General features: G+C 62.8%; 22 protein-coding genes. 8 read left to right on the top strand and 14 right to left on the bottom strand.

What is annotated here, in order from left to right:
* Positions 1-187: 187 nt before the first annotated feature.
* The 3 genes from ACH79_RS31085 to ACH79_RS31095 all read right to left on the bottom strand — a co-directional run bounded on the left by ACH79_RS31085 (position 188) and on the right by ACH79_RS31095 (position 6,356).
* Positions 188-742 (bottom strand): DUF2846 domain-containing protein, encoded by a 555-nt coding sequence (locus ACH79_RS31085; protein ID WP_161854347.1) that lies wholly within the window; start codon positions 740-742, stop codon positions 188-190.
* A 360-nt stretch (positions 743-1,102) separates the two neighbouring features.
* A complete protein-coding gene (locus ACH79_RS31090; protein ID WP_161854348.1) occupies positions 1,103-2,530 on the bottom strand; it encodes a hypothetical protein in 1,428 nt (475 codons plus the stop codon).
* Positions 2,531-2,621: 91 nt separating this feature from the next.
* Entirely contained in the window at positions 2,622-6,356 is a 3,735-nt protein-coding gene (locus ACH79_RS31095) for a vitamin B12-dependent ribonucleotide reductase (protein ID WP_161854349.1), read from the bottom strand.
* 785 nt (positions 6,357-7,141) lie between these two features.
* Here ACH79_RS31095 and ACH79_RS31100 point away from each other — a divergent pair.
* A complete protein-coding gene (locus ACH79_RS31100; RefSeq protein WP_161854350.1) occupies positions 7,142-8,038 on the top strand; it encodes a DMT family transporter in 897 nt (298 codons plus the stop codon).
* Between the two features lie 274 nt (positions 8,039-8,312).
* Positions 8,313-9,377, top strand: coding sequence for a ketopantoate reductase family protein (locus tag ACH79_RS31105; protein ID WP_161854351.1), 1,065 nt, complete (start codon positions 8,313-8,315; stop codon positions 9,375-9,377).
* A 57-nt stretch (positions 9,378-9,434) separates the two neighbouring features.
* On the opposite strand, the gene ACH79_RS31110 is transcribed toward ACH79_RS31105, so the two are convergent.
* From ACH79_RS31110 to ACH79_RS31120, 3 genes are all read right to left on the bottom strand, one after another.
* Positions 9,435-9,767 (bottom strand): HNH endonuclease, encoded by a 333-nt coding sequence (locus ACH79_RS31110; protein ID WP_161854352.1) that lies wholly within the window; start codon positions 9,765-9,767, stop codon positions 9,435-9,437.
* A 104-nt stretch (positions 9,768-9,871) separates the two neighbouring features.
* A complete protein-coding gene (locus ACH79_RS31115) occupies positions 9,872-12,106 on the bottom strand; it encodes a CHASE3 domain-containing protein (RefSeq protein WP_161854353.1) in 2,235 nt (744 codons plus the stop codon).
* Positions 12,107-12,124: 18 nt separating this feature from the next.
* Positions 12,125-12,529, bottom strand: coding sequence for a response regulator (locus ACH79_RS31120; RefSeq protein WP_161854354.1), 405 nt, complete (start codon positions 12,527-12,529; stop codon positions 12,125-12,127).
* Positions 12,530-12,710: 181 nt separating this feature from the next.
* Between ACH79_RS31120 and ACH79_RS31125 the strand changes: the two genes are divergently transcribed.
* Positions 12,711-13,601, top strand: a complete 891-nt coding sequence (locus ACH79_RS31125; protein ID WP_161854355.1) for a DMT family transporter — start codon at positions 12,711-12,713, stop codon at positions 13,599-13,601.
* Between the two features lie 60 nt (positions 13,602-13,661).
* Here the strand turns inward: ACH79_RS31125 and ACH79_RS31130 are convergent, their stop codons facing one another.
* A complete protein-coding gene (locus ACH79_RS31130; RefSeq protein WP_161854356.1) occupies positions 13,662-14,342 on the bottom strand; it encodes a BA14K family protein in 681 nt (226 codons plus the stop codon).
* A 266-nt stretch (positions 14,343-14,608) separates the two neighbouring features.
* Between ACH79_RS31130 and ACH79_RS31135 the strand changes: the two genes are divergently transcribed.
* The 3 genes from ACH79_RS31135 (at position 14,609) to ACH79_RS31145 (ending at position 16,309) form a co-directional block, all read left to right on the top strand.
* Positions 14,609-15,019 carry an NADH:ubiquinone oxidoreductase subunit NDUFA12 gene (locus ACH79_RS31135; RefSeq protein WP_161854357.1) on the top strand — a complete coding sequence of 137 codons (411 nt, stop codon included), beginning with the start codon at positions 14,609-14,611 and terminating at the stop codon, positions 15,017-15,019.
* A 73-nt stretch (positions 15,020-15,092) separates the two neighbouring features.
* Positions 15,093-15,536: a MarR family winged helix-turn-helix transcriptional regulator gene (locus ACH79_RS31140; protein ID WP_161854358.1), complete on the top strand. Its 444-nt coding sequence runs from the start codon at positions 15,093-15,095 to the stop codon at positions 15,534-15,536.
* A gap of 68 nt (positions 15,537-15,604) precedes the next feature.
* The gene (locus ACH79_RS31145; RefSeq protein WP_161854359.1) at positions 15,605-16,309 is read left to right on the top strand and encodes a hypothetical protein; all 705 of its coding nucleotides are present in this window, start codon (positions 15,605-15,607) and stop codon (positions 16,307-16,309) included.
* 463 nt (positions 16,310-16,772) lie between these two features.
* On the opposite strand, the gene ACH79_RS31150 is transcribed toward ACH79_RS31145, so the two are convergent.
* Positions 16,773-17,477 carry a DJ-1/PfpI family protein gene (locus ACH79_RS31150; protein ID WP_161854360.1) on the bottom strand — a complete coding sequence of 235 codons (705 nt, stop codon included), beginning with the start codon at positions 17,475-17,477 and terminating at the stop codon, positions 16,773-16,775.
* A gap of 130 nt (positions 17,478-17,607) precedes the next feature.
* Between ACH79_RS31150 and ACH79_RS31155 the strand changes: the two genes are divergently transcribed.
* A complete protein-coding gene (locus ACH79_RS31155; protein WP_161854361.1) occupies positions 17,608-18,546 on the top strand; it encodes a GlxA family transcriptional regulator in 939 nt (312 codons plus the stop codon).
* 308 nt (positions 18,547-18,854) lie between these two features.
* Here the strand turns inward: ACH79_RS31155 and ACH79_RS44395 are convergent, their stop codons facing one another.
* The 6 genes from ACH79_RS44395 to ACH79_RS31185 form a co-directional block, all read right to left on the bottom strand.
* Complete coding sequence (locus ACH79_RS44395; protein ID WP_246738206.1) at positions 18,855-19,058, bottom strand: hypothetical protein; 204 nt, start codon at positions 19,056-19,058, stop codon at positions 18,855-18,857.
* A gap of 272 nt (positions 19,059-19,330) precedes the next feature.
* The gene (locus tag ACH79_RS31165; RefSeq protein ID WP_161854362.1) at positions 19,331-19,819 is read right to left on the bottom strand and encodes a hypothetical protein; all 489 of its coding nucleotides are present in this window, start codon (positions 19,817-19,819) and stop codon (positions 19,331-19,333) included.
* A 284-nt stretch (positions 19,820-20,103) separates the two neighbouring features.
* Positions 20,104-21,000, bottom strand: a complete 897-nt coding sequence (locus ACH79_RS31170; protein ID WP_161854363.1) for a hypothetical protein — start codon at positions 20,998-21,000, stop codon at positions 20,104-20,106.
* Positions 21,001-21,325: 325 nt separating this feature from the next.
* A complete protein-coding gene (locus tag ACH79_RS31175; protein WP_161854364.1) occupies positions 21,326-22,546 on the bottom strand; it encodes a citrate transporter in 1,221 nt (406 codons plus the stop codon).
* A 38-nt stretch (positions 22,547-22,584) separates the two neighbouring features.
* Positions 22,585-23,532 carry an alpha/beta hydrolase gene (locus tag ACH79_RS31180; RefSeq protein WP_161854365.1) on the bottom strand — a complete coding sequence of 316 codons (948 nt, stop codon included), beginning with the start codon at positions 23,530-23,532 and terminating at the stop codon, positions 22,585-22,587.
* Positions 23,533-23,579: 47 nt separating this feature from the next.
* Positions 23,580-24,359 carry an SDR family NAD(P)-dependent oxidoreductase gene (locus ACH79_RS31185; protein WP_161854366.1) on the bottom strand — a complete coding sequence of 260 codons (780 nt, stop codon included), beginning with the start codon at positions 24,357-24,359 and terminating at the stop codon, positions 23,580-23,582.
* A 334-nt stretch (positions 24,360-24,693) separates the two neighbouring features.
* On the opposite strand from ACH79_RS31185, the gene ACH79_RS31190 reads away from it, so the two are divergent.
* Positions 24,694-25,689, top strand: coding sequence for a DUF2155 domain-containing protein (locus ACH79_RS31190; RefSeq protein ID WP_161854367.1), 996 nt, complete (start codon positions 24,694-24,696; stop codon positions 25,687-25,689).
* Positions 25,690-25,767: the final 78 nt, after the last annotated feature.

Raw genomic sequence — 25,767 nt, forward strand, 5'->3', positions numbered from 1 at the left:
CAAGCGCTTGAAACGACCGATCGTGGTGGCGGCGAGTAGTCCGCGTGAGCGACGCGAGGTGCTGTGAAAATTGCGATCCGTCAATAGGACGTCCCCCGGATGTCGTTGCGCTCATCCGGGGCTACGCTTGCTCAAGGAGCCCTTTGCCCCTCAGCCGTTCGAGCGCCTCAGCCATGCTTTCTACGACCTAAGAATTCCGCTCCTTCAGCTTTGCGATGACGGCGGCGCCTGTCGTCGCGTCGAGTGAATAGAACATCATCCGCGCCAGCTCGGCATATCCGCACGGGATTGGGCGTCCTGTAACTCCCCATGACGTAGCAGCATTGATCGCATCAATGTTGGTGCGGACTTGCGGCCCCAACTCGAAATAATAGGACATGCCGGGCGCAATGGTGACGTCGCTCTCGCAGGACACCTGATTTCGGACATCCATGATCGTCAGCTTGTGCGTTCCTGCCGGCCGGTCGGTGATGAAGTAGCTGCCGGCGCCGAGTTCGCCGACCAGCTTGCCATCGACCTTGATGGGCGGGGCGCCGAATCCATTCAGCGTACTGGGATGTCGAATGAAGTAGAGCCGCGCCTGTCGCGCATCCAAGGCCCGGTTCTGCGGCTCGTACGTCGTGGTTTTTGTCTCCACGCAGCCCGTCAACAGGCCTAAGCAGAGAAGCGCAGGTGCCGACTTGAGCGCGACCTTAAGCAGGCTTATCCCTGGAGATAGCTCATCATGCATGCCTGTCGCCACGCCCCGGTCCCCCCGTCGCTTCAGTTCAAAGATATCGTTCGCACCGTGGTTGTAGCGTCGATCGTACCGCGATCAAGTTCGAAAGCTGGCCTCGTGATGAGTTTCGCAACGGCTGCACCCGTTCGATCTCGTCGTCGATAAGATCGAGGGCCAGTCAAGCCTCAATCGATGAGGATCATTGAGCGAGTAGAGCGGGTTAGCGAAGCGTAACCCCGCCGACTCGGTCGCTTGGAGTGGCGCCCCGCTACGCTTGCTCTCGCTGACCCCGCGTCAGCCAATAGGTGGGTTAGGACAACGCTACCCGACCTGCCGCGAGCGGGTGGCGGATTACGCTTCGCTAATCCGCCCTACGAGTACTTGTTAAAGCTTGGACGCCGATGGCGGTCCATAGAGACAATCTACCGCAATGACCTCGATCTGCACGTTCGCGCCAGCGCTGACTTCTGCCGCGATAGTACTAATTCCTGGAATGCGCTTAAAGTCAGCCTCTCGCTGACAAGCTACTAGAAAGATACCTTTGTCGATCTGTTCTGCCTTGAGATACATAGGCAACTGCTTGGTAAGCCCGGACCAAAATTTTGAATTGCTCGCAAGCTTCGCCTCAAGGAGTACTCGGCTCGAATAACCTTGCGAGAACTTGAAATCGACAGGTCCACGGCCGATGTTCGCTTCTTTCGAGATGTCTATATTATTAGCTTGGCAAAAAGGAATAATCACGCCAGAGAACAATGCTTGAAACGCGATTTCTCGCTTCGGACTCTTGTCGTCATTCCAAAGAAGTCTCCACCCCTCATTGTTCTCAACGTAATTCTTATACTGGTTTGTGAATTGCAAGATTGAACGAAATAAATCATCAGAAGAGGCGATTAGGCAATGAACGATGTTCTTACCCGCCCAGCCTCGAGCCACCAAATAAGGTTGGTAGTAGCCATGTGGGTCTGTGTTCAGATTGTACGGTTCGCTGCCTTCCGTTTCTTTTGCCTTGACGTACTTTTCGCGAAGTTCTGGGTGTCGTCGCGCCAGATCGATTATAGTTGCCTTGTCCACATTCCTGGTAATGTCGTTGCCAAATTCTCGACGAATAGTCTCATTTTGAGTGTCGAAACAATAATCCCAGAAGTCGCTTGGATTTATGGTTGGCAGCGCCCTCAAATAATCCTCAGGGACCAGTAACACTGGATGTTCCGAGTAAGGGTTTAACGGGAGTTCATAGCGAGCAGCTTGCCATCTTCCTCTTGTGATATCGAAAAAGGCGCGAAGATACCGGATCTCCTGGGTAGGCAATTCGTATTTCTTGGCTATCGCTTCGGTATACTTGGCAAGCCGATTTCTCAAAATTCCGGCCGTCGCGTCACTTATTCGGTCAGCGCCAATTCGTTCTTCGAATATTTGCACTTCTTCAAAGTGTTCAAGGCGAGTTACCCCTTGCTGGACAGCAGCGTAAAGGCCGCGCGCCATTTGCGTTGCCAGCCCTCGACCCGAACCTGCGCCTTGAGTGCCGCTTCCGGAATATCCGATGCAAAGCTCGTGCACTTCGCCCAGCTCTAGGAGGGTGACTGCTTGCTTCCAATGTGGAGATGAAGTTTGTCCCTTGCTCTGTGCGATCAACTTGAACACAAAATCGAAGAACTGGACTACTTCAGCGTGGCTACCCTTAAATTCTTCGGTGCCTTCATTGTCAAAAATGAGAAATGGATCGATGAATAATTTTGTGTCGGCAAACAGAATGGGATCGAACCACACATCCTCTTTTGACTTCGTAATTCGAAATCTTTCGGAGAAAAGCACGATGAGCCTTTTGCCTCCTTGTTACCAGTTCTCCTCGACATCGCCTTAGAAAAACGGGCGGCGAGAGCCGCCCGTTTATTGTTAAAAGGGCTCACGAGCACCCCGTCGTGCTCCCACACGTATCGCACTTCATGCAGGTCCCATTCCGCACCAGCGTGAAGTTGCCGCACTCCGAGCACATCTCGCCTTCGTAGCCTTTGGCCTTGGCTTCTGCGCGGCGCTCGGCCTTGGAGGGGGCGACGGCGACTGCGGCGCTGCCGGCCTTGCTCCATTGCAGCCTTTCCGTCGGCGAAAGGTCGTGGCTCGCTTCCTGCTTCAGGGCAACCGCGCCTTCGAGGGTGTCGGCGAGGCGGGCGTTTGCGCCGTGGCCGCCGATCGCGGTGACGTTGCCCGAGCCGCGGGCATCGACATCGCCGCCGCGCATCACCACCAGATTATCCGTGCGCGAGCGGGTCAGGCCCTTGGACAGATATTTGGTGGCCTGGTGGCCGTCGGACGGCTCCTTGCCTTCCTCGACGCCCTTGCCGAGCGCGTCGAAATTCGACTCGGTCGGATCGACATGGGCGAGGTCGAAGCGCGACATGTAGCTGACCGCGAGTTCGCGGAACACATAGTCGAGGATCGAGGTCGCGTACTTGATGCTGTCGTTGCCCTGCACGGGGCCCGCCGGCTCGAAGCGGGTGAAGGTGAAGGCGTCGACATATTCCTCCAGCGGCACGCCGTATTGCAGGCCGAGCGAGACCGCGATGGCGAAGTTGTTGATGAAGGAGCGGAGTGCTGCGCCTTCCTTGTGCATGTCGATGAAGATCTCGCCGAGACGGCCGTCGTCATACTCGCCGGTACGCAAGTAGACCTTATGGCCGCCGACCACCGCCTTCTGGGTGTAACCCTTGCGGCGATCCGGCATCTTCTCGCGCTCGCGCATCACGACGATACGCTCGACCAGTTTCTCGACGATCTTTTCCGAGACCTGGGCGGCACGCGCGGCCATCGGCTTCTCGTAGAGCGCCTCCACCGCATCGTCCTCGTCGTCATCGTCTGAGATGAGCTGCGAGTTCAAGGGCTGGCTCAGCTTCGAGCCGTCGCGGTAGAGCGCGTTGGCCTTCAGCGCGAGCTTCCAGGAGAGGAGATACGCCGCCTTGCAATCCTCGACCGTGGCGTCGTTCGGCATGTTGATGGTCTTCGAAATCGCGCCCGAGATGAACGGCTGCGAGGCCGCCATCATGCGGATGTGGCTCTCGACCGAGAGATAGCGCTTGCCGATCTTGCCGCAGGGGTTGGCGCAGTCGAACACCGGATAGTGCTCGGCCTTCAGATGCGGCGCGCCTTCCACGGTCATCGCACCGCAGATGTGCACATTCGCCGCCTCGATCTCGCGCTTGGAGAAGCCGAGCGCGGCGAGCAGATCGAAGCCGGGGGCTGCGATGACTTCGGGGGCGAGGTTCAGCGTGTCGCGCAGGAAATCTTCGCCAAAAGTCCACTTGTTGAAGGCGAACTTGATGTCGAACGCGGTCGGCAGCGCCTTTTCTACCTTGGCCAGTGCTTCATCGGTGAAGCCTTTTGCCTTCAGGGTGGAGGCGTTGATGCCGGGGGCGTTGGAGAGCGAGCCATGGCCGACGGCGTAGGCCTCGATCTCCGCGATGTCGCTTTCGCGGTAGCCGAGCGCGCGCAGCGCCTCGGGGACGGCCTGGTTGATGATCTTCCAGTAGCCGCCGCCGGCGAGCTTCTTGAATTTCACCAGCGCGAAATCAGGCTCGATGCCTGTCGTGTCGCAATCCATCACCAGGCCGATGGTGCCGGTCGGCGCCACCACCGTGGTCTGCGCGTTGCGGAAGCCGTTGGTTTCGCCGAGCGCGAGGGCGTCGTCCCACGCCTTGGTCGCATGCGCGATGATGTCGCTTTGCGGGCAGGAGGCGTGATCGAGCGGCACCGGGTTGACGGCGAGCGCTTCATAACCCGACGCGTTGCCGTGGGCGGCGCGGCGGTGGTTGCGGATCACGCGCAGCATGTGCTGGGCGTTCTTCTTGTAGCCGGGGAAGGTGCCGAGCTCGGCCGCCATCTCGGCCGAGGTCTTGTAGGCGATGCCGGTCATCACAGCGGTCAGCGCGCCGCACAGCGAGCGGCCTTCCTTGCTATCATAGGGCAGGCCCATGGTCATCAGGAGGCCGCCGATGTTGGCAAAGCCGAGGCCCAGCGTGCGGAACTCATAGGAGAGTTCGGCGATCGCCTTGGACGGGAATTGCGCCATCATCACGGAGATTTCGAGCACGATGGTCCAGAGCCGGCACAGGTGCTCGTAGGATTCGACGTCGAACCGCTTGGTGGTGGTCGAATAGAACGTGATCAGGTTCGCGGACGCGAGGTTACACGCCGTGTCGTCCAGGAACATGTATTCCGAGCACGGGTTCGACGCGCGGATCTCGCCCGATGCCTTGCAGGTGTGCCAGTCGTTCATGGTGGTGTTGAAGTGCAGGCCGGGATCGGCGGACGCCCAGGCGGCGTGGCCGATCTTCTCCCAGAGCTCGCGGGCCTTGAGAGTTTTTGTAATCTTCTTGTTGGTGCGGCCGATCAGATTCCAGTCGCCGTCGGTTTCGACAGCACGGAGGAAATCGTCCTTCAGCGAGACCGAGTTGTTGGAGTTCTGGCCGGATACCGTGAGGTAGGCCTCCGAATCCCAATCGGTGTCGTAGATCGGGAAGTCGATGTCCTTGTAGCCCTGCTTGGCGAACTGGATCACCCGCTTGATGTAGTTGTCGGGCACCAGCGCGCGGCGCGCGAGCTTGATCTCGCGGCGGAGGGCAGGGTTCTTTTCGGGATCGAAGCAATCGTCGCCGCTGCCTTCGCAGTTGACGCAGGCCTTGAGCACGGCCTTGAGGTGCTTCTGGTTGATCTTGGAGCCGGTGACGAGAGCGGCAACCTTCTGCTCCTCCTTCACCTTCCAGTCGATATAGGTCTCGATATCGGGATGGTCGACGTCGACCACGACCATCTTGGCCGCGCGGCGCGTGGTGCCGCCGCTCTTGATGGCGCCGGCTGCGCGGTCGCCGATCTTGAGGAAGCTCATCAGGCCGGACGAGCGGCCACCGCCGGACAGGCGCTCGCCTTCGCCGCGCAGGCGGGAGAAGTTGGAGCCGGTGCCGGAGCCGTATTTGAACAGGCGCGCCTCACGCACCCAGAGGTCCATGATGCCGCCCTCGTTGACGAGGTCGTCACCCACGCCCTGGATGAAGCAGGCGTGCGGCTGCGGATGCTCGTAAGCCGACTTCGACTTGGTCAGCTTCCCCGTGAACGGATCGACGTAATGGTGGCCCTGGCCGGGGCCGTCGATGCCGTAGGCCCAATGCAGCCCGGTGTTGAACCACTGCGGCGAGTTCGGCGCGACCATCTGTTTTGCAAGCTGGTAGCGCAGCTCGTCGTAGAACGCCTGCGCGTCTTCATCGCTGGAGAAGTAACCGCCCTTCCAGCCCCAATAGGTCCAGCAGCCGGCGAGGCGATCGAACACCTGCTTGGCTGAGATTTCGCCGACATAGCGCTCGCTTTCGGGCAGCAGGGCGAGCGCCTCGTTGTCGGGCACCGAGCGCCACAGCCACGAGGGGACCGTCTCTTCCTCGACCTTTTTCAGGCACGCGGCGACGCCGGCTTTGCGGAAATACTTCTGGGCGAGGACGTCGGAGGCGACCTGCGACCAGAACTGGGGCACCTCGACATTTTCCAGCCGGAACACGATCGAACCGTCGGGGTTGCGGATCTCCGATGTCGTCAGCCTGAAATCAATCCCTGCATAGGGTGACTGGCCGGAAGTGGTGTTGCGCCGCTCGATTCGCATTTTTAGTGCCCCGTCTTCTTGCCCGGTCCGCATTTCCTGGCGGTTGCCGGATGTTTCAGTGAGCGAACCTTCGGGACCAAGGTTGAAGACAACCTTGGCCCTTGAGATCCGCCAGCTCTACCGGTGAACCCGGCCCTGTTTCTGCTTTCGCCACCCCAAGGGTTCGTCCCGCCTAACGGCGAGGCCAACCCCATCCCTTGGCTTTGAGCCTGATCGGTCCGCCGCCTACCCCTAGTCGGCTTTCCGGATCATGCTCGAACTCAACGCCGCAACTCGTCGCCTGAGCCATTCGGCTCGTTTTTCGGCCCCGGATCACCCCCGAATTTTGGGCAGACAAGCCCTCGATCCGTGCCTCAACCGGCTGACGGAGTGCTCGTTCGGAACCCGTTTGGGAGTGATCGGCGGGACCCAGAACTTAACTCGCGCCGTCCAATACTAAGGCTAGGACAAACCCGTTACGCCCGTCAAGGAGTAGTACGAGTTCCTGAATCAAATACTAAATATGGTGGAAAGTGCGGGAAAACAGGGGTCGGTGCCGCGCCTGTGATTGATGCAAGTATCAGTGAGTCCTCAGGGATTCCCAACCAAAAAATTTGTTCGTCCCCTGTGGAGGGAGGCCTTCGTCCCGCTGTTCACAGGGCAGGTATTTTTTGAGCTTTCGGGATTGCACTGGAGAGACTCACGTAAGGCTACGGGCAGGGGAGGTCTGGCATGCCCGGGCATCCGTGGCGGCACGCCGTGATTAGCGGCAAGGTGGGGGCCGATTCCATCCCTTGCCGGGCCCCATGACAGAATCAAAACCCACCGCGCCGGCGCGGATCGCGCCGGCAGGCCTGATGTTCCTCGCCATCACCTCGGTGGGCTGGGGCTTCAACTGGCCCGTCACGAAATATCTGCTGAGCGAATTGCCGCCGCTGACCCTGCGCGGCTCGACCGGGGTGATCGGCGCTGCGCTGCTGGCCGTGCTGGCGCTGGTGCGCTCGCAGAGTCTTAAGGTCGAGCGGCACTTGTGGCCGCGGCTGATGCTCTCGGCGCTGCTCAACGTCACCGGCTGGATGGTCTTGATGGGGCTGGCGCTGCTCTGGCTGCCGGCGAGCGAGGCGGCGCTGATCGCCTACACCATGCCGGTCTGGGCTTCGCTGGTGGCCTGGCCGGTGCTCGGCGAGCGGCCGACGGTGCTGCGCACGGTGGCGCTGGTGATGGCGTTTGCGGGGCTCGCAGCCATCATGGGCGGCAACGGCATCACGGCGACGACGGAAAAACTGCCGGGCATGGTGATGGCGCTCGCCGGCGCGTTCGGCTTTGCGCTCGGCACGGTGCTCGCAAAGAAGCTGCCGGTGCCGCTGCCGCCGATCCCGGCTGCAGCGTGGCAGATCGGGCTCGGATGTTTTCCGATCGTCATCATCGGCCTCGCCTTCGAGACCACGCATATCGAAAAGGTGACGCCGCTCGGCTGGTGGCTGCTGATCTATTCGACCGTGATCCAGTTCTGCATCGCCTATGTGAGCTGGTTCGCAGCACTCGCCCGCCTGCCGGCCTCGGTCGCCGCGATCGGCACCATGGCGGTGCCGGTCATCGGCGTCGTGGCCTCGGCGATCGCGCTCGGCGAGCCGCTCGGGCTGATCCAGATCGTGGCACTGGTGTTTACGCTGGCCGGCGTCGTGCTGGCGACAAGGTCTTAGCACTAGCAAGGCAGGTCTCACGGCGTCGTCATGCCCGGGCTTGTCCCGGGCATCCACGTCCTTTGTTCGCCGCGTGGAAGAAAAGACGTGGATGGCCGGGACATAGGCGAGCGCAAGCGACGCCGTCCTTCGGGCGGCTATGCCCGGCCATGACAGGGCAGGGACGGGTATCCGATTGTAATGCCTGCCGGTTTGCAGTAGGCATCGGGGCGGAAAGTTCTGGCATAATGGGTGCCAGGTCTGAGGGCCTGGTTTTTTCTGTGAAAGAGAGAGTATGGCGCGCAACGTTTTGATCCTGGGGGCCTCCTACGGCTCCTTGCTGGCGACGAAGCTTTTGATGGCCGGTCATAACGTGACCCTGGTCTGCCGGAAGAAGACGGCCGAGCTCATCAACCGCGACGGCACCGAAGTTCGCATCAAGCTGCGCGATGAGGCCGTGCACCGCGCGATCTTCTCGCGCGACCTGCCGGGCAAGCTGGATGCGACCACGCCCGCCGAGGTCAATCTTTCCCGCTACGATCTGGTCGGCCTTGCGATGCAGGAGCCGCAATACACCAATCACACGATCCGGGTTCTGATGATCAAGATCGCCGCGGCAAAATTGCCGTGCCTGTCGATCATGAACATGCCGCCCTTGCCCTATCTCAAGCGCATCCCCGCGCTGGCGGATATGGACCTGGAGGAAGCCTACACCAACGCGCAGGTCTGGGAGCGCTTCCAGCCGGGGCTGGTGTCACTCTGCTCGCCCGATCCACAGGCCTTCCGCCCGCCGGAAGAGGCGGCGAACGTGCTGCATGTCGGCCTTCCCACCAACTTCAAGGCCGCCGCCTTTGCCGACGAGCAACACAACAAGCTGCTGCGCGAGCTGGAGGCCGACATCGACGCGGTGACGCTCGACGGCCACGACGTCCCGGTGAAGCTGAAGGTGTTCGACTCGCTGTTCGTGCCGCTCGCCAAATGGTCGATGCTCTTGACCGGCAATTACCGCTGCATCACCCCGAGCGAGCCGCAGTCGATCCGCGACGCCGTGCACGGCGATCTCAAGCTGTCGCAGTCAATCTATGACCACGTCGACGGCATCGCCCGGCGCCTTGGCGCCGACCCGGCCGACCAGGTGCCGTTCGCGAAATATGCCAAGGCGGCCGAAAGCCTGCTCAAGCCGTCATCGGCGGCGCGCGCAGTCGCCGCCGGCGCGCCGTTCATCGAACGCGTCGACCTGCTCGTGAAGTTGATTTCGCACCAGCTCGGCGCTCCCAGCGCCGAGATCGATCGCACGGTCGAGACCGTCGATCAGAAGCTGAACGAGAAGATCGTCGCGGGCGGCTCGGGGGCGCAGTGAGGGGCGTGAGTCCTGTTCGAAATGGCGCGCCCGACGGACTACATTTCGGTCGGGTTCTCACGCGCCAAGTTGTTTCTCCAGTTCGGGAATAAGCTGTCTGAGCTTCCCGTGACTGATGAGCGGTGAAGCGGCGATTTCAGCAAGCCGCTGCTCGACGTGGGGCCACTGATTGGTCTCGCGCGGATCGGTATCGTCCTTGGCGAGATTGCAGGGGTAGCAGGACAGCACGCGGTTGCTCCTGCCGTTCTGGCCTCCCTTTGAGAGCGGGATGAAATGGTCGATGCTGGCCTTCACCTTGCCGCCGGTCTTTTGCCGGGAGAGGGCAACATCGCAGTAGGCGCATCGTCCGCCCCAATCGAAATAGCAGCGCTTGTAGATCACGTCGGCCATCAGCCTTGGCTCTTCCCGCGAATCATTTCGTCCAACGTCTCACCCTTTTCATATATCAAGTCGGCATTGAAAACGACGCCGCCAGGGAGAGGCTTGCGGCTTGTTCACCCCGACAGCGCGCGCCGCACCATGTTCGCCAACTGCGACTTCCGGTAAGGTTTCGTCAGCAGCAGTACGCCGGCATCGAGCCGGCCCTGGTGCACGATGGCGTTGTCGGTATAGCCGGACGTATACAACACTTTGACGCCGGGGCGGAGCTTCAACACCTTGTCCGCCAGTTCGCGGCCGGTCATGCTGCCGGGCATGATGACGTCGGTGAACAGGAGGTCGAATGCCTGGCCGCCTTCAATCAGGTTCATCGCCGCCGGCCCATTGGCGGCGGCCACGGTGCGGTAGCCGAGACTCTGCAACTGCGCGGTGACGAAGTTGCGCACCAGCGCGTCGTCTTCCACCACCATGATGGTCTCGTTGCCATGCGGCAGCGGCGGGGCTGCAGCCGGCGTGGCCTCGACCTGGCCGCGGGCAGGGGGCAGATAGAGCTTGATCGTGGTGCCGTGGCCGATCTCGCTGTAGATGCGGATGTGCCCGCCCGATTGCTTGACGAAGCCGTAGACCATGCTCAGCCCGAGGCCTGATCCCTTGCCGACTTCCTTGGTGGTGAAGAACGGCTCGAACACCTTGTCCAGCACGTCCTGCGGCATGCCGGCGCCGGTATCGCTGACCGCGAGCATCACATAGGGGCCGGGCTTCACGCCCGGATTGGCCTGCGCATAGGCCTCGTCGAGCACGACGTTGCGCGTCTCCAGCAACAGCTTGCCGCCATTCGGCATCGCGTCGCGCGCGTTGATCGCCATGTTGAGCAAGGAGTTGGCGAGCTGCGAGGCGTCGATATGGGCGGTCGCCATTTCCTGATCGAGGATCGAGTTGACCTCGATCTGCTCGCCGAGCGTCGGGCGCAGCAGTTTTGCGATGTCGAGCACGGTGGCGTTGATGTCGACGTTGCGCGGCTGCAGCGGCTGGCGGCGGGCGAAGGCAAGCAGGTGCTGGATCAGCTCGCTGCAGCGTTCCGCCGCCTGGTCGATCAGTTCGGCGGTCTTCTGCAGCGCCGGCTCATGTGCAAGGCCCGCAACCAGCGTTTCGGTGGTGCCGGTGATCACGGTCAGCATGTTGTTGAAGTCGTGGGCGACGCCGCCGGTGAGCTTGCCGATGGCGTCGAGCTTCTGCGACTGCAACAGCTTGTGCTCGGTTTCGCGCGACCCCGTGATGTCATGATAGACCAGCGCCGCACCGCTGATGGCGCCGGAGGCGTCGCGCAACGGCCGGCCGCTGATCACGAGATGAACCGGCGGATTGCCGCTGACGGGGCGCATCACGATTTCGCTGGCGTCGAACGCTTCGCCGCGCAGCGCGCGCGAGGCGGGCATGTCCCGGAGCGGCAGCGGCGTGACGCCGTCGGCATGAAAAACCGTGCTGAGCGAGCGCAGCAGTTCGATCGTCATTCCCGGCCGGTAGCGCAGCATCTTCTCGGCGGCCGGATTGGAGAGCAAGATCTCGCCCTTGGTGTCGATGACGAGCACGGCTTCCGCCATGCTGTGAAAGGTGCTGCGCAAGACCGCGGCCGAAAGGCGCAGTTCCTCATGCGCGGCGACCAGATGCTCGGTGCGCTCGGCAACCGCGGCCTCCAGCGCCTCGTTGGTGGCCTTGCTGGCACTCAGCGAATCCTGCAGTTCCCGACGCGAGCGGCGGGTCGACACCGTCAGAACGGTGGCAAGGACCAGAATCAGCGCGACGCCGGCGAGATCGATCGCCAGCAGAAACCTCCCATTGATGTCGGATTCAGCGCGCCTGGCAAAAAGCAACCGGCGCTCTTCCGCCACCGCCTTTGCAAGATTTCCGGCGATCGCAGCCGTCGCCGCGCGGTCCTCCTGGCCGACGAGCGCCGCGACCGCGGCGCTGTCTCCCGCATTCCGGAGCCTGATCAACTCGCCATTGACGGCAATCTGGCGCTCCACCAGCGCCTTGGTCTCTTCGATCAATTGCTTTTCGGTGGGATTATCCTTGACCGCTTCGATCAGCGGCGGCAGTGCCAGCAGGATGGCGTCGCTGGCCTCGCGGTATTCCCTGGCGAATTGCTGATCGCCGGTAATCGCGAAGGCGCGCGCGGCGCTTTCAGCGCGGCGCAGCAGGGGGCGCATGTCGGAGAGCTTGCTGAGGATTCCGAGCGCGCGGTCGACCGAGGCCGCATCATACCGCGACTTGAGATCCAGACCGATCGAGGCAGCGCCGATAACGAGGAGGATGGCGAGGCCAATTCCAAGAATGATACGCTGCGAAGGCATTGCCAGTTGCTTATTTCACTATTTTGACGGCTGCGCGGAAGCTTTCGGTTTGGTGAGGCATTGATTGACCGAGGTCAACAGCGCTTCCGGCGTGAACGGCTTGCGCAGGCAGCATGCCGCACCGAGCTCGATCGTCATCCGCAGGAAATCCGGTGCGCGCTCGGCATTGGCGAACGCATAGCCCGACATCGCGATAACGGGCACGTCCGGCCTGTGCTCGTGAAACATCCGGATCGACTCGAAGCCGCGCATATGCGGCATGAACACGTCGATCAACATGACGTCGAAATCGTCGGATTCAAGTGCGCGCATTCCCGCTTCACCACCGTCGGCAACGGTGACCTCGAAACCCTTGCGCGTCAGACAAACCTCGATGGCAACGCATGCCATCGGGTCGTCATCGACCACGAGAACGCGCGGCACGATGATTCCTTCTTCCCTCGGGCGGCGGCCAAGTGACTCGCACATCCCACACGACGATTAAGTCGAAACGCCGACAGGTCGTCTGTATGGTAGAGTGCACATAAAAGTTGTCGAGAGCAATTCCGTTTCGCTGTGTCAGAACAATAACAAATGCAATTCCGGTTCCGGATCTAAGCCTGCCATGCCGCCGACCAAGCTTTCGGGACGGCTGTCCCCCTTTGGGCTCATCCTGCTTGCGGTCACGTCGGTCGGGTGGGGTCTCAACTTCCCGATCATGAAACATTTGCTGAATGAATGGCCGCCATTGTCCTCACGGGGCCTGTGCGGCATCGCCGGCGCTGCGGCGCTGGCGCTGTTTGCGCTCGCGCGGCGGCAGAAATTGACCGTGCCGCGGCCGATGTGGCTGCGGCTCCTGCTGGTATCGACGCTCACCATCGGCGGCTGGGTCGCGTTCATGGGGCTGGCGCTGTTGTGGCTCAACGCCAGCGAGGCCGCGGTCCTCGGCATATCCATCCCGGTCTGGGTGGCGTTTCTGGCATGGCCGATCCTGGGTGAGCGGCTGTCGCCGCTCCGCGCCGCCGCGCTGACGGTCGCGCTCGCCGGCATCGCCGTTTTGATCGGCGGCCATGGCATCGAGGCCAGCGTCGAGAAGCTGCCGGGCATCGCGTTCGCGCTGGCAGGCGCGGTCTGCGTCGGGCTCGGCACCGTCTTGACCAAGCATTTCCCGCTGGCGATGCCTCCGCTGTCACTGGCCGCCTGGCAGATCGGACTCGGCTGCCTGCCGATCGCGATCGTCGGCCTCGCAGTCGAGCAGCCGCAACTGGCTGATCTATCATCGGTGGGCTGGGCGTCGCTGGTCTATATGACGTTGATCCAGTTCTGCCTGTGTTACGTGTGCTGGTTTGCCGCACTGGAACGGCTGCCGGCGGCGACGGCCTCGATCGGAACTCTGCTGGTTCCCGTCATCGGCGTGCTGGCGGCGGCGGCGATGCTGCGCGAGCCGTTCGGTCTGCGCGAAACCGCCGCGCTGGTGTTCACGCTTGGTGGTGTCGCAGTGGCGCTACGGGCCTAACTCTGGAACGAAAAGGGCGGCGCAGAGGAATGCGCCGCCCTTCAATTTCAAGATAGCGCGCTATTGCGCCGGGCAGGGGTGTCGTTGGCCGTCATAGCCAAGATATGTGCCTGACGCCGGATCGTAGGATTTGTACCTGCGCATGCAATACGCCACGGCGTCATCGCCGACGGGCGCCGCCGCTACGACGGTGTCGTCATAGTAGTAAGGGTCATCGTAATAATAGGAGTTATAATAGGAGTTGCCGTAGTAGCCGTAGGCTGAGCCGATGCCGGCACCAATCGCGAAGCCCGGCCAGAAGCCACGGTGATGGTGGTGATGACGGCCACGCCAGCCACCGCCAGACCAGTTCCCCGCGCCGCCGCCCGCGACAACTGCGCCGCCACCAGGGCGGACGCCCGGTGTCGCGACAGGTCCTCCTCCGACCATTCCACCGCCTCTCACACCAGCGCCGCCACCGGCCGCTATGCCTGGACCGCCACCTCTAAAGCCGCCACCTCCGCCGATTGCCGCGCCACCGCCGCCACCTCCACCGATCGCAACGCCGCCGCCGCCACCTCTACCGCCGCCGCCACCCCCGCCACCACCGCCGCCGATAGCTGCGCCGCCACCGCCACCGCCACCGCCGCCACCACGGCCACCGGCCATGCCCTGTGCCTGAGCGTCGCTGAAGCTTGGTGCAACCAGCGGCAGCACAAGCGCGATCGCTGCCGCGGTACTCAAAACCTTTAGATTGATCATTGTAGGCTCCATTTGCGGGATATAGGCCCTAACCCGTTTAAGGGGCGGACGTTCCCGAGCCCGCGCATTGATTGCGCGCCAGTTCAGCTTGTGGCAGCGGAACTGTATACGGAATGAACGGACTGCGCCGATTCCGCGACCATGGGCGGGCACAATCGGGCATGGCAAAACCGCCCTCGGCAAGGCCGCAATCTCAGCCTTTGTCTGGACAATCCGCCCCGCCGATGGCATCAGAGCGGCACGTTTTCTCGAACCGGCCGAGCCCCATGAAGCAGTTTTTGCTGAAGTTTTTCACCTGGTGGAGTGGCCAGACGTTCGGCACGCAATTGTGGACGTGGCGATTCGGCGAGTTGGTCGGCCAGGACGAGCAGGGCAACCGCTACTACCGCACCAAAGGCCGCAAGATCGATCCGACGCTTGGCTTCGAGCGGCGCTGGGTGATCTATAATGGCTATGCCGAGGCGAGCCGGGTGCCACCGTCATGGCACGGCTGGCTGCATCACACCGTCGATGTCGCCCCGACCGAAGAGAACTATACGCCGCGGGAATGGGAAAAGCCGCATGTTCCGAACATGACCGGCACGCCCGCGGCCTACCGTCCCTCCGGCTCGACGCTGGTCAGCGGCCGCCGCCCTAAGGCGACCGGCGACTACCAGGCCTGGACGCCGGGAAACTGACTTCACGTTTATTTTAGCAGGAAGACCTTCAGGAGCTCTTGCCGCCGTAGATAGGTGTAGATACACTTATTTCATGAAGCAGCCGAATGACCCTGACGCCGCTGATTATATGGCCGCCGCCGGCTGTTTCTGCCTGGCGTCGCGGCAGGCCGCGCGAAAGATCACGCGGTTGTACGATTCCTACATGCAGGAATCCGGAATTCGGGTCACCCAGTTTACCATCCTGTCGCAGTTGATGCTGCGGGGGGAGATGCCGATCGGAAAGCTGGCCGGCATTCTCGGCATGGAACGCACGACGCTGACGCGAAATCTCACAGTGCTCGAGCAGCAAAAGTGGATTTCGATCAAGCCCGGCGACGATCCGCGCGCGCGAATGATCGGCATCAGCGGACAGGGCAGGAGCGTGGTGCGCCGCAGCTTTCCGTTCTGGTCGAAGGCGCAGGCGCATATCGGCAAATTGCTCGGCGCCGACGGCCAGGCTGCGCTGAAGCTGCTGGATTCCCGGAATCTGGGATGAGACGAACGGGCTTCGGCCCACCGCTTTTTCATTCCGATAGGTGTAACTACACGTAAAGGAGAGATGTCATGCTCGACTTCATCGGAACTATCGTGCTCGTTGCCGCCATCATCGCCATCATCGTCAGCATCAATGCGCTCACCGGCGCGATGCCGGTCAGTACGTCACAACGTCTCGCGCTTTCGGTCGGCGCCGGGCTGTGGACCGGGCTGGCTGCCGCGCTCGCCGGCGCGAACCTGTTCCTCGGGTCAAATCCGCTGGGGCCGCCGACGATCGGTACAGTCATCGCGTTGCCGCTGGTCGCCACTGCCGTTGCGGCGGCGATCTCGCCGTCGGTGCGGGCTACGCTGCTCGGGATGCCGATGCCCTTCCTGATCGGCCTCAACGTCTGGCGTGTGGCGGGAGGATTCTTCCTTCTCCTTGCGGCCGAAGGCCGGCTTGGCGGACCATTTCCAACCTCGGCGGGTTGGGGCGATATCATCACCGGCGTGTTGGCTTTGCCCGTGGCCTGGCTCGCGCTGCGCGGCCAAGGCAAGGCGCTGGTCTGGACTTGGAATGCATTCGGCATGCTCGATCTGGTGGCCGCGGTGGCATTCGGAATTATCTCGGCGAATGGCTCGCCGCTGCAGATCATTCACGCCGGCGAAGGCTCGGAGGCGGTGCAGGTGCTGCCCTGGTCGCTGATTCCGACGGTGTTGGTGCCGATGTTCCTGATTGTGCACGGCATTATCTTTGCGCGGCTGGCGCAGGGCAGTCAGCGCGTGCCGGGCTGAAGCCTGGCGTTGCGCTGCACATATGGTCCCGTTTTGCACCGGCTCGCCTGTGGATAGCGGGATCAGCGGGTACAACCATCACGGCCGCCTTGTGCTCTCCGCGAGGCTGCGGCTCAATAGGGCCATCTTACGGAGATGGGAAACCATCGCGTCGGTGTCGGGCTCCAGTTCGCGACTGCCCCGATTTGCAGCGGCCACCGAGTAGGAAACGGCTGGGAGATAGGCCCCCGGTGCAGATTTCCTGAAATCGCCCGCTAATGTGTGGCTGCCGTAGGAAAGGAAAGGCCGTCTGGGCAACCAGGCGGCCTTTTTCTTTGTGGCGACGCTCACGTGTCCCGGACGCGGTGCAGCGCTCTTCAGCAGTGCACCGCAGAGCCGCGACCTACAACGCAGATAGGTCCCGGCTTGACGTCGCGTCACTGTCTGCCGTGCGGCGTCCGGACACCATACAAATCTGCCAGCATCACCCCAGCCGCGCGGCAGCGCGGTCGATCATCTCGCCGCGGCGGATTTGCGCTGGCGCAATCCGGTCCTTCATGAGGGCGAGGACTTCCGGCGGCGCCGTGTCGGGCGAGCCGGAATTGAACGGCGGCGCGGGATTGTATTCGAGGCGGAGCTGAATCGCTTCCGCGGTCCGCCGGTCGTGCAGCAGCGAGACCAGCGTCAGCGCAAAGTCGATGCCGGCGGTGACGCCGCCGCCGGTGACGCGGTTGCGGTCGACGCAGACACGCGTCTTGGTCGGGATCGCGCCGAACGCGGAGAGGAAATCCATCGCCGTCCAGTGCGTCGCCGCGCGGTAGCCTTTCAGCAGGCCGGCGGCCCCCAGCACCAGCGAGCCCGTGCAGACCGAGGTGATGTATTTGGCTCCGGGGGCCTGCTGGCGCAGGAAGGCCAGCATCTCCTCGTCGTTGATCATGTCATCGGTGCCGAACCCGCCGGGCACGCAGATGACGTCGAGTTGCGGGCATTCGGCAAAGGTCGTGGTCGGCGTCAGCGTTAGGACGGAGTCGCTCGTAACCGGCTCGATCCGCTTCCAGATCAGATGAATTTTTGCGCCGGGCAGGCTGGAGAACACCTGCAAGGGGCCGGTGAAGTCGAGCTGGGTGACGCGCGGGAATAGCACGAGACCGATTTGCAGCGGCGTGGGTGTCGGGGACGGCGCGGACATCGTGACCTCCGGAAAATTTGGCTTGACGGAAGGCATCCTGACATGGTCGCTTCGTGTCCGAAATGGCATTTTTCCCTCATTTTCAGACATAGGCCAAAGTTAGAGCAGAGGCCAAGAGCGAGCCAGCATCATGATCGGCGTTCTCATCTTTCCGGACTTCCAGTTGCTCGACGCTGCCGGGCCGATTTCGGCCTTCGAGATCGCGGCACGCTACGCCGAGGCCCCGCCATCGATCCGGGTGATGGCAGTGACGCCGGGGCCGGTGCGCTCGTCGTCAGGCGTCGAGATCGTCGCGAAGGGATTGAAATCGGCATCTGCGATCACGACGCTCATGGTCGCGGGCGGCGAGGGCGTGCGGCAGGCGGCGACCTGCGAGAAGACACTTGGTTTCGTGCGCGCCATGGCGAGGCGTGGCGTTCGCATTGCCAGCGTTTGCTCCGGCGCTTACGTGCTCGCCGAGGCCGGCCTGCTCGATGGCCGCCGCGCCACCACGCATTGGCAGCGCACGCGGCACTTTCTGAAGACCTATCCGCAAGTGAAGCTCGAGCCCGACCGCATCTTCGTCCGCGACGACGACGTCTGGACCTCGGCCGGAATATCGGCCGGCATCGACCTGTCGCTGGCGATGATCGCGGAAGATTACGGCGACGACATCGCGCAGAAGACCGCCAAACAATTGGTGCTCTATCACCGCCGCAGCGGCGGCCAATCGCAATTCTCCTCACTGCTGGAATTGAAGGCTCCGAATGGCCGTTTCGGGCCGCTGCTGGCCTGGGCACGGGAAAACCTCGATGCGCCGCTGACCGTCGAGGATCTCGCCGAGCAGGCTGGCATGAGTTCGCGGCATTTCACCCGCGCCTTCATGGCGGAGACCGGCACGACGCCATCCAAGGCGGTGGAGCGGTTGCGCATCGAGGTGGCGCGTCAGCGCGTGCAGTCTTCCAGCGAGGCGATCGAGCGCGTCGCGCAAACCACAGGCTTCCGCGATCCCGAACGGATGCGCCGCGCCTTCATTCGTGCCTTCGGCCAGCCGCCGCAATCGCTGCGCCGAGCGGCAAGGGCAGGGTAGGCGGAAAGCCGTTATCTGCGGAAATCCACCCGGCCTTGTGAGAAATAGCCGTCTATCCGCTGATCGCTCACCACAAGGCCGACCCAGGGCACGGTGATCTCCGGGTTGTCCAGGTTGATATATTTGCCGACCAGCCGCCGCGGGCCTTCGCGCTGTGCGTCGATCAGTCCCCTGCGCTTGCCGGAATCCCAGTCGAACAGCAGGTAGACGCGGTCGCCTATGATTTTTGCCTCGCCCCGGCCCTGTTTCCATTGATCAGGAGTATCGCCCGGAATGGTGGGATCCGCACCTCCCTTCCAGCGGCTCGATCATTGGCCTTCGATGGTGCCGTGCGGGTAGCTGCTATCCTGGGCGCTCCACGGCTCTGCATTCTCGTCGGCCGCAGATTCTAGGGGCATCGTGTTGCGGGCATACTGCATCACGTCATCGTCGTTCGGATGCGGAACATCCATCACGCCGAATGGATTTCGTGGTGCTGGACCGCTGTCCGATGCGATGTTTGGATTGTTCATTGATGTCTCCAACCGCGATTGCGTTCTCTCGTGAACGCGTGGGATCGCAGGATGGAGGCGTGGCAGCCACCCGATTTCCGGAGGAACTCTGCTAATATGCGCGGCTTCGGCGCGGATCGCGCCTTACACCCTGCTAGATCAGCGCTCCGCGCCGTGCTCGCGCCGATCAATGGCCGCAGCGTGCGAACGGGTCGGCTTACCGGGTCGAGTGCCCGTCACCCTCAGTCTCTTGCCGACGTAGTACGCCGCAGGTCGTTTGAATTGAATGCTATCTACGCCCCCCGAAAGAATTCAACTTGCGCAACTTCGTTCACACCGTCCACGTCAACTTGAACGTCGATGACCTTCTCGGAGTACTCCCCACCTTCGACCGCTCTTCGGTCTTGAAGATAAGGCGCTGTGTAGAAGCGCGGCCGGCAAATTTGCTTGTGCGACCGCTGGACAAACGTGGTCGCATTCAATTGAGAGCGCAACAACACTTGGGAGTGCTCAGGGAGGGTATCGATCACAGCTTCGATCACTACCCTTTCGTGAGGACGCAGGCTCCAGCTGCCTTCGCCGGTCAAGAAGTAGAGCAGGTCCCAAAGGAATCGGATCAAGGCCTTAACGGCGGCACTCACAGTCGCCACCTGCAATTGCCGCACCGACACCTCCTCCGAGCCCGGTACCTTTGAGCCAGTCGGGAATGCGATCCAGAGCGCGCAGCGGGAGAGGCATTGGATCCACGCCAGGCACATACCGGCTAGCGTCATGTCTTGCATGTGACGCCGGTGTCCTCCAGCTTCCGGTGAGGCCGCCGCGCTGATTCAGCACTCTGTTCAACCCTCCGGAGGTGTGGCGGTTCGCAGTGCTTCTCGCGATGCTGTGCGACCACTCAAGGCCCGTCTCACGCGTAAGCGATCGGGGGGCCCCAATCGCAAGAATGCAGCTTTGCTCAAACCGCCACCGAGTGCACCCAGTCCGCCGCCAGCAGGATGTCAGTAGCGCTGGCGCAAGGGTTGGTCGAGTGCGCGCGGTCCGGCTCCATGAGCGAGCGTCGTTCCGCTCAGGCAACGTCGGCTTGCGCGCTCGGCTTATCTTCTGAGAGCAAGGCATCGAGGTCGACGAGCTGCGGATCGTCGTCCTGCGGTTCGCCGTTCCCCGCGCTGCCATGAAGGTGCATCAATGTCTGCACGCGGCGGGCGTTGAGATGGTCAACATGCTGATGCTGCAGCGCCACCGGCAGCAGCGCTTTGGGCAGTCCGACCAGGGTAAAGGCCGAAACCTTGCGCACCTCGCCGTCCTCGCGCCAGAGCAAGGGATGGAGGGTGTAGATCAATTGCCGCTCGATCTCCGGCGATAGCGGCTGCTCCGACTCTGACAGCGTGAGGCTGGCGAGGTTGGCGTTGCCTGCACGTGTACGCACGGCGGCGGATCGCAGTTCCCAGCATATCAAGTCCGCCGCCGACAGAACTTCCCGGCGCACGGCATCTACATTGTTCGAGAACCTGGTCGCTTCCGGTATCGACAGCGCGCCCTTGGTGACCGCATCGACCAGCGCGGTAGCGCCGGAATCAAATCCCGGCGCAGCCCGCTCGATCGCCGCAGCCAGCGCTTCGATCTGGTCAGCCGTCGTGTCGCGGTCACGCTGCGCCTTGGCATCGGCGAGTGCGCGCTCGGCCGAGGCGACCTGCTCGTCGAACTCCGCCAACGAGGCGCGCCACGTCTTGGTGCGATCATCGACGGCGCGCATGTCGGCTTCTGCGCGATCGAGTCGGGCAGCGGTAGCTCCTGCGACCGCCAGCCGTTCGGCCGCGGCGCGTTTCTCAGCAAGTTCCGTTTCGGCAATGCTCAAGCGGTCGGCCAACTTCTGCCGGGCCGCCAGCTTCTCCTTTAGCGCGTTCTCGAAGCGCTCGATCGGGTCGAGTTCCCGCTTAAAAAGGTCGCGCTTAAAAAATGCCATGGCAATACCCCCGCGCGTCGCGATCATCCGCCGAATCAGCGGGAAGATTCGTTATTTGCGAAGAATAGCCCGAAACTTGGAGACATTGCGGCTTAAGTTCGCGTAGCGAAACCGGTCAACAGGATGATGGTCGGCGGGCTGACCAACACCTTCAGTACACATGGGCTGAGACAACAGCGCTCAGTTGCGCCCCTTCAGTAAGATGCATGCGTTCTTTTCCGCGGCGTGGATGCCGCGCGCATTCGAGCGGCGTGACGACCCCCGTTCACCGTAGCCTGGTTCTCAACGATGCCGAAGATGAATGGATCGACAGCAGCGAAAACGGCTAATGCGGCCGGTCGGGATGCCAGCCGAGCACCGCCAGCATCACGAAAAATCCGATGACATAGGCGGCAGCCACCGGCCAGCCCTGGCTGACCCAGCGGCCGACGGATTTGGCTTCCGGGTACATGTTTGATAGCGCGACGCCGGCCGATGAGCCGAACCAGATCATCGATCCGCCGAAGCCGACGGCATAGGCGAGATAGCCCCAATCATAGCCGCCTTGTTTCAGCGCGAGCGCGGTGAGGGGGATGTTGTCGAACACCGCCGAGACGAAGCCGAGGCCGAGCGTGGTCGGCCATGAAGCGGCCGGCAGCTTCTCGACCGGCATCAGCGAGGCGGCGGTGACCAAGGCAAGCAGAAAGATCGTGCCTTTGAAGGTTTCCGGCATCACCTTCCAATCCGGCGCGCGCCATGCCGCCGTCAGCAGAATGATCGCCCAGACGGCGATGCCGAGAACCGGCATGGTATCGAGCAAAGCGGGGAACTTCACATTGGCGATGATGTTGGCGGCGAGCGCGGCGATCAGGATGGCGGCGACGATGAGGACCCGCGCCGGATCGATCATCACACTTTTCGACGGATCCTTCTGGATCGGCGAGAAACGCTGCTGCTGGATCGACGCCGGCACCGCGAAGACCAGCATCGCAGCGACGGCGGCGATATACGCCTCCACCACGGCGAGCGGACTGACGCCGGCGATCCACATCATGGTGGTGGTGGTATCACCGACGACGCTGCCAGCGCCGCCGGCATTCGAGGCCGCGACGATCGCGGCGAGATAACCGATGTGAACGTTGCCCCGGAACACATGCCGCGCGACCGTACCGCCGATCAGGGCGGCGGCGATGTTGTCGAGGAAGCTCGACAGCACGAACACCAGCACCAGCAGCACCACGCCGCCCTTCCAGTCGTCCGGCAATAGCGCCGGCATCGCATCCGGAATCCGGCTTTCCTCAAAGTGCCGGGACAGCAGCGCAAACCCCATCAAGAGCAGGAACAGGTTGGCGAGCGTGACCCATTCATGCGCCATGTGATGGCCGAGGCCGGCGAGGCCCGTGCCGTCCTTGAAGCCGGTGAAGACCAGCTTGTAGATCACGATGGCCGCCAGTCCCGTCAGCGCGACCTGAAGCGTTCTGTGATGGAATAGCGCGACCCCGAGCAGCGTCAGCGCGAACAGGATGAAGTCGACGGGGATTCCAAACACAAGGATCGGGTCGATCACTATGGCCTCGCGCGCGGGACGGATGCGGCTACTGTCGTCTATTTCAGCGCCTTCAGCCAGCCCGCGATTTCGCTGACGGCGACATTGGCCTGCTGCAGCAACTTGCCCATGGTGAAGAAGCCGTGGAACTGGCCGTGGAAGTGGCGATACGTTACGGGCACGCCGGCTTCCTTCAACCGCGCGGCATATTCGGCGCCCTCGTCGCGCAGCGGATCGGCGCCTGCGGTCAGCACATAGGCAGGCGGCAATCCGGTGAACGTTTTGGCGCGCGCGGGTGAGGCTTTCCAGTGATCGATGTCGGCCGTGCCGTTGAGATAATGATTGCAGAACCATTTGATCACGGAATGCGTCAAGAGAATGCTGGTCTCGGGCTCGCTGTGCGAGGGATGTTTCATCGCAAAGTCGGTGGCAGGATAGACCAACACCTGGCCGGCAAGTTTGGGGCCGTCGCCGTCGCGCGCGGCGAGTGCCACGACGGCGGCAAGGTTGCCGCCGGCGCTGTCGCCGCCGACCAACAGGTGCCCCGCGTCGACGCCGAGCTCATTGGCGTTGGTGGCGATCCATTTGGTCGCAGTGATCGCGTCGTCGATTGCGGCGGGGAATTTGTGCTCCGGCGCCAGACGGTAGTCGATGGAGATGACGATCAACTCGCCCTCATGGGCAAGCTTCTGGCAAACCACCTCATGGGTATCGAGATCGCCGATCACCCAACCGCCGCCGTGAAAGAACACCAGGCACGGTGCAAGGCCATTGGTTTTGCGCAGCGTCTTCGGCGTGTAGATGCGCGCCGGTATCGCGCCGTGCGGCGCGGGGATTGCGAGCGGCTTGTTCGATTCCAGCGCCGGCGGCTCGGGGTTAACGGCGACGCGGGCGGCCCGATAATATTCGCGCGCTTCCGGTGCGGTCAGCGTTTCATAGGCGGGACGGCCCGCTTCCTGGAAAGCCTTGTAGACGGCGGCGGCATCGGGATCGAGAGTTATGGGCATACGGACAAAGACCTTTTGCGTTGACTGAAATTACGTTGACTGAAAGCTCAGGCAGCGGTGCGGCCGCCATCGACGGTATAGGCGGAGCCGGAGACGTAGCTCGCTTCGTCGGAAGCAAGGAACGCCACGATGGAAGCGACTTCGGAAGCCTGTCCGAGCCGCCGCGCCGGAATCCGGTCGACGATCTTCTCGGTCGGCGGCGGCTCGTTGTCGGGATTGCGGCCCTGCAGGATCGTGCTCAGCATCCGGCTGTCGATCAGGCCGGGGCAGACGCAGTTGACCCGCACGCCGGTGCCGGTGCACTCCCAGGCGGCGCTCTTGGTGAGACCGATGACGGCATGCTTGCTGGCGCTATAGACGGCGATCATCGGCGATCCGATCAGGCCGGCGATGGAGGCGGTGTTGATGATGCTGCCCTTGTTCTGTTTCAGCATCACCGGCAGCACGTGCTTCATGCCGAGAAAGACGCCGACCACGTTGACGTCGAGCACGCGGCGAAAACTCTCCAGCGAATATTCCGGGATCGGCTTGATATCGCCCTCGATGCCGGCGTTGTTGTAGAACGCATCGATCGTGCCGAACCGGTCGACGGTGGCGCGGACATATTCGGCGACGTCGTGTTCCTGGGTAACATCAGCCGTGACCGCAAGCGCTTCGGCGGAGGCGGGCAGGTCCTTGATGGCCGCTTTGAGATCGTCCTCCCTGCGGTCGACGGCGACGATACGGGCGCCGCGTTCGGCCAACAGGTGGATGGTCGCGGTTCCGATGACGCCGGCCGCGCCGGTCACGACGGCCACCCGGCCATCGAGGCGAATTCGATCGGGCATATCCTGGGTTTCCTCTGGCTCCTCCGGTTATCCCGGATTTTGGTGGTTTTCGCGCGTGGCCGCGTGAATGGAGCGACTATTTCATCTGAAACGGGCCATGACTAGATCGTGGAGCGACTGTCCGAGAACGGTTTCCGCCTTTCCGGGCCACGATCGAGATCATGGAACGACTGTCGGAAGTCGGTTTCCGCTGTTCCGGGCCGTCATCGAGTGCGGCGGGAAGGGGGCAAGCCGCCCTTTCCGCGCCGTATTCGCCGTGTTAACCGGGTGAGACGCGAGCGGCCGATAAGTCTGTACTATGTCGCGAGCCCGATTCGCCTGTAAAAGCCGCGAGATGCTTCGAACCATTGCCCTGACCGGTCTTGCGGCCCTGATCGCCGCCACCACGGCTTCGCTCGCGCCCCCCGCGCAGGCGCAGATCGGCAATATCTTTTCCGATCCGCCGCTGCGGCCGCCGGGCGCCATTCCCCGCGGTAATCAGCAGCAGCAACAATTCCCCGACGACGACGAGGAAGTGCCGGAATTGCCGCGCGGCCGGCTATTGCCGACGCCGAACCGGCCGCCGCCGGGGCAGGGTGCACCGCCGCCGGGCAGCTTCCAGTCGCAGCCGCTGGCGCCGCCGCCCGGAACGACCGTCGCTCCGCAAGGCCAGCAGCCGGGTGTCGCCGTTCAGCCGCCGCAGCCGGGTCAGCCGGGCGTCGCCAATGCGCCGCCGGGACAACGCCAGCCGCCAGCCAAGGGCGTTCCGAGTTCACCGGCGACCCTGCAGCCGGGCGACGAAGTCGTGTCCGAGCCGCCGGCCACCAAGATCACCAACAAGAAGGCGAGTTTCTCCGGCCTCGACAAGATCACCGGCCGTATCATCAATTTCGACGAGGACATCGGCGAGACCGTGCAGTTCGGCGCGCTGCGCGTGAAGACCAGCGCCTGCTACACGCGGCCGTCGACCGAAGCCGCCAACACCGATGCCTTTGTCGAGGTCGACGAGATCACGCTGCAGGGCGAGGTGAAACGGATCTTCTCGGGCTGGATGTTCGCCGCCAGCCCCGGCCTGCACGGTGTCGAGCATCCGGTCTACGATATCTGGCTGACGGACTGCAAAGGTCCGGACCAGACTATCGTCAGTGCGCAACCCGATCCGGCCAAGGCGGCCGCGCCGCCGCCGGGTGCGCAGAAGCGTCCGCCTCAGCCGAAGCAGGCGGCGCCACGCCCGCCGGGACCGCCGCCACAGCCGCAGTTCCAGCAGCAGCCGCAGCAGGCCCCGCCGCCACCACCGCCGCCGCCGCAACAGCGGCCGGGTGGACTGTTCGGCGGATTGTTCGGGAATTAACGGCGTTACAAGCGTAGCCCGGATGGAGCGCAGCGCAATCCGGGATCAGTGTCGCCATGGAGAAAGCGGCCCCGGATT

It is taken from the genome of Bradyrhizobium sp. CCBAU 051011, assembly GCF_009930815.1.
Lineage (GTDB): Bacteria > Pseudomonadota > Alphaproteobacteria > Rhizobiales > Xanthobacteraceae > Bradyrhizobium.